Genomic DNA, 6,328 nt, shown 5'->3' with positions numbered 1-6,328 from the left:
GGTCAGTTCGGTACGGATTTCTTCCCGGACCGTCAGGTCAAGGCTCACAATACTGTCACAGCCGGTGACGGCCGAGCTGAGCGTATCCACGTAGTTGCCGGTCGCATCGTAAGTGGAAGTGCCTACGGTGTAGGTGTCGCCAAAGCACAGAATCTCTGTCAGGCTCGTCATCGGTATCGGGTACACCGTCAGGTCGAGGGTGATGATGCTGTCGCAACCGGTGACTGCTGAGCTGAGCGTATCTACATAGTTGCCGCTCGTGGTGTAGGTCGAAGCTCCTACGCCAAAGCTTTCGCCATCGCAAATTTCTTCGGTCAGTTCGGTGAACAGGGTGGGGTGCACCGTCAGGTCGAGGGTGACGATACTATCGCAGCCGGTGGCTACCGAGCTCAAGGTATCTGTATAAGTACCGGTTGTATTGTAGGTGGAAGTGCCAACGGTGTAGGTTTCGTAATCACAGATTTCTTCCGTCAGACCAGTGAACAGCGTCGGGTTCACAGTCAGGTCAAGCGTGATAATACTATCGCAACCCGAAACGAAGGACGTCAGGGTATCCATATAGACGCCCGTCTGGAAATAAGGATTGCCTGCTATGCTGAAGGTGTCACCCTCGCAAATAACTGGTGACAGGTCTGTGCGCGGGAATGGGATCACCGTCAGGTTGAGGTTCACGATACTGTCACAGCCCTCTACCGAGATAAAGGTTTGTGAGTACATACCGGTGGCATCGTAGGGCGTTGTACCTACGGTGAAAGACTCGCCCTCACAAACGGTACGGTTGAGGTTGATCTCGAAGAAATCGCGCACCGTCAGGTTCAGGGTGACGATGCTGTCGCAACCTGTCAGATCGGAGCTCAGGGTATCTATGTAAGTACCTTCCTCGTTGTAGGTGCTGTCGCCAACCGAGTAAGAAGAAGCATTACAGATAGTGATATCGAGTGTGTCCCGCTTGACGGGGAAAACCGTCAGGGCAAGCGAAACAATACTATCGCAGCCGTTTGCAGCTACCAGCGTGTCAATGTAGCTACCCGTCATCGTATAGCTGGAAGGGCCTACTTCATAGGATTCGAACTGGCAGATACTTTCCGTAAGGTCTACCTCCGGTACATTGAGCACGGTCAGGTCGAGCATTACAATACTATCGCAGCCGTTTGCAGCCACGAGGGTGTCGGTATAGAATCCGGATGCGGTGTAGTCCGAAGTGCCCACCGTGTAGATTTCACCGTCACAGATGGATTCGGTAAGCCCGATTTCCGGCACATCGAGTACCGTCAGGTCGAGGGTGATGATACTATCGCAGCCGTTTGCAGCTTGCAGGGTGTCTATGTAAGTCCCTGTGGCTGTATAGTCCGAAGTGCCTACCGTGTAGATTTCACCATCACAGATGGATTCGGTGAGGTCGGTCCTGGGTACGTTGAGTACGGTCAGGTTGAGCCGGACAATACTGTCGCAGTTGGTTTCCACGGCCGTGGTCATGTCTTCAAACATGCCCGTGGTGGTGTAGTCGTTGCCGAGTATGGTTACGCTTTCACCATCACAGATGGTACTGTCGATCTCTGTAATGCGGGTCGGTACAACGGTCAGGTCGAGGTAGAAAACGCTATCGCAGCCAGACGCCGTCACAAAGTCATTCGGGTAAAGCCCGGTCTGATCATAGTCTGTCCCCGCTACCGTATACACTTCGCCTTCACAAATGGAAGTAGATAAGGTATCCCGGATCACATCTTCGATAGTCAGTACCAGATTGACAATACTGTCACAGCCTTCCGGGGTCATCAGCGTATCGGTGTACATGCCCGGCAGGCCGTAGGTGCTGCTGCCCACCATCACGGTTTGTCCGGTACAGACCTTCCGTGTGATATCCTCTATGATGGGGTCAAGCACGGTCAGGTTAAGGGTAATGACGCTATCACAACCTGTGGAGACGGCAGAAAGGGTGTCCATATAGGTACCGGTCGCATCATAAGTGGAAGTGCCCACCGTGAAACTGCCCCCATTACACACCTCTTCATCTAAGGTGGTAAATACGGTCGGTATGACGTCAAGGTTCAGCGTGACCGTACTGTCGCAGCCATCGGCTGCAGTCAATACCACATCATAGGTACCTGTAGTATCAAAACTCATACCTCCTACCGTGAAAGCTTCTCCTTCACAGATGGGTTCATCAAGCGTTGTTGTGATTTCCGGTTTGACGGTCAGCTCAACAATAACTGTACTATCGCAGCCCTCTGCGGTCATCAGTGGCACTTCATAAGTGCCGGTTGCGGTGAAAGTAGAGTCGCCGAGGACAAATTCATCGCCGAAGCAAACCTCCGGCGTGATCGTCGTCTCTACATTAGGGTTTACGATCAAATCGAGAAAGACGGTACTGTCACAGCCATTACCGGCCTGAAGCATGACCGTGTACTCACCTGTGGTGGTGAAGGTTTCTGAACCTACCATTGTGGTATCCCCTTCACAAATTTCTTCTTCCAGATAAGTTTCGATGGGGTCGAGTACCGTAAGGTTTAACACCACGGTACTATCGCAATCAATGCCCGGTGTTTGAGAAGGAAGCGTGATTTCTAAATCTGTCGTCGCAGCACTGTATTCGGTGCCGCCCACAGTCAGGGACTCTCCACTACAGATGGTCGTGTCTATATTGGTTACAGGGTCATAAACCGTGAGGTCTAGCTGAAAGGTACTTTGGCATCCGCCCGGGTCGGTGAAATTCCCGGAGTAGAAGCCTGTTTCAGTGAAAGTCGATCCCCCGTTAAAAATATCGCCGACTATAACAATTTCCCCTTCACAAATAGTTGTGTCGACAATCTGAAGACCCGGTGTTGTAATGGTCAGGAACCCTACAGTGACCTGATCACAGCCAAAGGCATTAGGGAGTATCACCTGAAAGGGCCCGGGCTGTGAAATCGGCACTCCGCCAGGCCCTCCGACCATATAAGGCAAAAGCGTTTCACAAATAAAAACCTCTCCTATGTTTTGGAAGGTATTAGGATTTACGGTAAGGTTGAGAATGATGGTACTGTCGCACCCATCTGCGGTCAAAAGCGTTTCTTCATACTGACCGGTTTGGTTGAGTGGACTACCCTGGAAAATATAGGTTTCATCCTCGCAGATTTCTTCTGTCAGCACAGTGGGTGGAATAGGAGGGATAACGGTCAGGTCGAGCTGCACCGGCTGCTGGCAACCATTCTGGAAATAGGAAAAATTGTATACGCCTGTCTCAAAAAAGGGCGGAGACCCCTGATACGTAAACGGCGCTTCATCCTGGCAAATGACCTCTGTCACCATTTCCGTAGGAGGAGGGGTGGTAGAGATGGTCGTACAGTTGTTGATCCCAGCGCCGTTACAAGCGTTGCTGGGCGTTACGCAGACGGTATAGCTTGCTTCATCAGGAAGGGTTATGGTGATGTTCTCCAGGTTGCCCTGATTGATCGGTGTCCCGTTGAGTGTCCACTGATAGGCACCGGCATTCTGCACGCCATTCACGGAGAAGGTAACGGTGCTTCCTGGGCAATACGGAGGAGGCGTACTGGGTACGATTTGAGGTACGCCGGAAACCGGAGGAACGGTGGTGCTACCTGAGGTCACGTTGACGGTGAAATCGCAGACATCATCGTCGAAGCCATCCACTACAAAGAAATAGGTTGCGCCTACAGTCAGTCCATTCATAGTGAACGGAGTAGGAGTGTTAGGCGTCACCTGATAGGAACACTGGGAGACCAGGTTGAAAGAGGAGCAGTCTGAAGTGCCCCAGACTCCAATCTGCAAACCGTTATTGTCCTGGCAGTCCTCAACGATTACGCTCATTGAGATATTAGGCGTACCAGCTACAAAGCCCACCCACTGCACGTTGTGCGGTTGAATCGGGTTGCCGGGGCAGAAATCAGGAGGCACCTGCTGCCCTACATTCGGGTTGTCGTTGTTGCTCGTGAAAGTCTGGAAGTCACAGAGTACACAGGCTGCACCACAATTATTGGCGATCGCGGGTTCTCCGGGAGGGCACGGACCAGGTGGCTGTTGTGCCCATAGCGAATAAGTGATCAGCGTCAAAAGGCAAAGGAGTAGATTTCTCTTCATGTTATGCAATCAAAGTCTTGAAACGAACCAAATGAATTTCTATAAATAACCTCGAAAGGTTATGTCTGCATACAGAGGGGAAGCAACGCCATAACGGTTTTGGGATAGTATTGTTTGGATTTGGGGTGTGCCTATTTGATGTAGTGTCGGAAGGTTATTTGGGGATAAACCAGACCTGCTAATCATACCATTAGAGGGCTGGCTTACGTTATATTATATCCGGGGTAGTCGGCAATTCGCTGTTTAAACTTTAGCAAATATACCAAATCGATAGGCAGCAAAGAAATAATTTAACAAGATAGCACTGCAACCAGGGGTTTTCTTTGGTTAACACTCCTATACTCCAAAGTAAAACAAAAAACATAGTTTAAATTGATTGCCCACATGCCAAAAAAAATATTGAATTTGCATTTTGGACTGTAAATCAGCGTTAATTTCTTAATGTAGACCAAATGTCGCTTAAATTGCAAAATTAGTCTTTTAGGAGGAGGGCATCGAAAGGCGGTACACCGGTGCAGCCGCGTTAAAGGTCTGTTAAACAAGGTTTGGCCCTGACTGTAATGTTTAACTTTAGGAATCAGGCAATTGTTGGTTAAGCGGTGGAAAGGTCAGAGCGTTTGGATAAGCAATTGAAAACAAACGAATTAAAAGAGGTAGTTCTTTATGGATAAAAAGGCAATTTGGGCGATCATCGGGTTAATGAGTGCCGCCGTGCTTGGCGTTGTCATCCTGCAGATGGACCTCATTCGTACTGCCGTTGCTGAGAATGAGGAACGCTTCGAAAAAAATATTTACGCAGCCCTCAACGCCGTCACGCTCCGGCTGGAAACGGAAGAAAGCCAGGAAGTGCTCCACAACTCAATGAACGGGTTTAGGAATGCTTACTACCAGGAGATCAAAGTTGGAGAGCTGGATGTTCCTGGCAATTTGCCACCCAACTTAAACTGGAGCCCTTCCGGATTTGGCAACGCTAAGGACAAAGTGAGCAGAGGGGCTTGGCTGAATTGGCTGACGAGCGAATTGCTCAACGATTGCAATTCGGCGGAGTGCCTTAAGCGCAAGGATATCTACCGGAAGCTTATGGTGTATTTCGAACAAAGCGCCCGCGGAATTCCTTTAGAAGAGCGAATAAAACTCAAGCAGCTTGACAAGTTCCTCAAGCAGGAGCTTTCCAATCGTGGTATAGATACGGAGTACAATTACGGGGTTTTCTCCCGGGAGAAAAATAGCTTCATTATCGCCGACGGGCATTATGTAGTTGAAGACGATCAGCCCAAGGAAATCCTTCCTGGTTTCCGGACGATATTCAACTCCCGCTACAAAGTAGATCTGTTCCCTGAGGACGCCACCGCACCTGGCATGCTGATGATTCATTTTCCGCAGCGTACAAGTTTCGTTTGGCGGTCTCTCTGGCTCAATTTCTTTGGCGCTATTGTTTTTACGACCATCATCCTGTTTTGCTTTGCTTACACCATTAATGTGATCTTCCGGCAGAAGAAGCTCTCGGCCATGAAAACAGACTTCATCAATAACATGACACATGAGTTTAAAACGCCAATCGCAACCATCTCATTAGCGGCAGATTCCATCATCAGCCCCATGATCGCCGGCAAAGCAGACAAAGTCGGGCGGTTCGCCAACATAATAAAACAGGAAAATAAACGTATGAATAGTCAGGTAGAGAAAGTTCTGCAAATGGCTTTGATTGACAAAAGAGACTTTTCGCTGAAAGTCTCGGGTGTGAATCTGCATGAGATTATTCATAACGCCGTTGAAAATATCAGCTTGCAGGTTGAAAAGAAAGGCGGAAAAGCCTGGGCCGAGCTGGAAGCCAGTAGCCCGATGATTGAAGGGGATAATATACATATCTCGAATATCATTAATAACTTACTGGACAACGCCAACAAGTATTCACCCGATGAGCCCGAAATTTCTGTGCATACCTGCAATGTGCCCAATGGTGTGGAAGTAACCATCTCTGACAAAGGCATCGGTATGAATAAAGAGCAGCGAAAGCACATTTTTGATAAGTTCTACCGTGTACATACCGGCGACGTCCACGATGTAAAAGGCTTTGGCCTGGGACTGAGCTATGTCAAAGTAATGATGACTGCCCATAAGGGGCAGATTGATGTGAAAAGCGAATTGGGCAAAGGCAGTAGCTTCACGCTATTCTTTCCCTACAAACAATAATTAATGTCTGCGGTGCCCGACCGTCCGCAACAACAAAACTCCAGAACAGAAAACCTCC

General features: G+C 49.2%; 2 protein-coding genes. One reads left to right on the top strand and one right to left on the bottom strand.

Going from position 1 to position 6,328, the window contains the following annotated elements; genetic code table 11:
• On the bottom strand, window positions 1-4,077 hold a 4,077-nt coding region (locus RIC19_RS14060), incomplete at its 3' end, for a PKD-like domain-containing protein (RefSeq protein WP_502930841.1).
• Between the two features lie 663 nt (window positions 4,078-4,740).
• Between RIC19_RS14060 and RIC19_RS14055 the strand changes: the two genes are divergently transcribed.
• Complete coding sequence (locus RIC19_RS14055) at window positions 4,741-6,270, top strand: sensor histidine kinase (protein ID WP_350178963.1); 1,530 nt, start codon at window positions 4,741-4,743, stop codon at window positions 6,268-6,270.
• The last annotated feature ends 58 nt before the right edge of the window (window positions 6,271-6,328 follow it).

This window comes from Phaeodactylibacter sp. (genome assembly GCF_040219495.1).
Lineage (GTDB): Bacteria > Bacteroidota > Bacteroidia > Chitinophagales > Saprospiraceae > Phaeodactylibacter.
Note: the sequence above shows the minus strand (reverse complement) of the source record. Positions and strands in the feature narration are given on the sequence as shown.

What these genes read in the sequence shown, in the direction of transcription:
- RIC19_RS14055 (WP_350178963.1), top strand. Translation starts at nt 4,741, where the DNA reads ATGGATAAAAAGGCAATTTGGGCGATCATCGGGTTAATGAGTGCCGCC.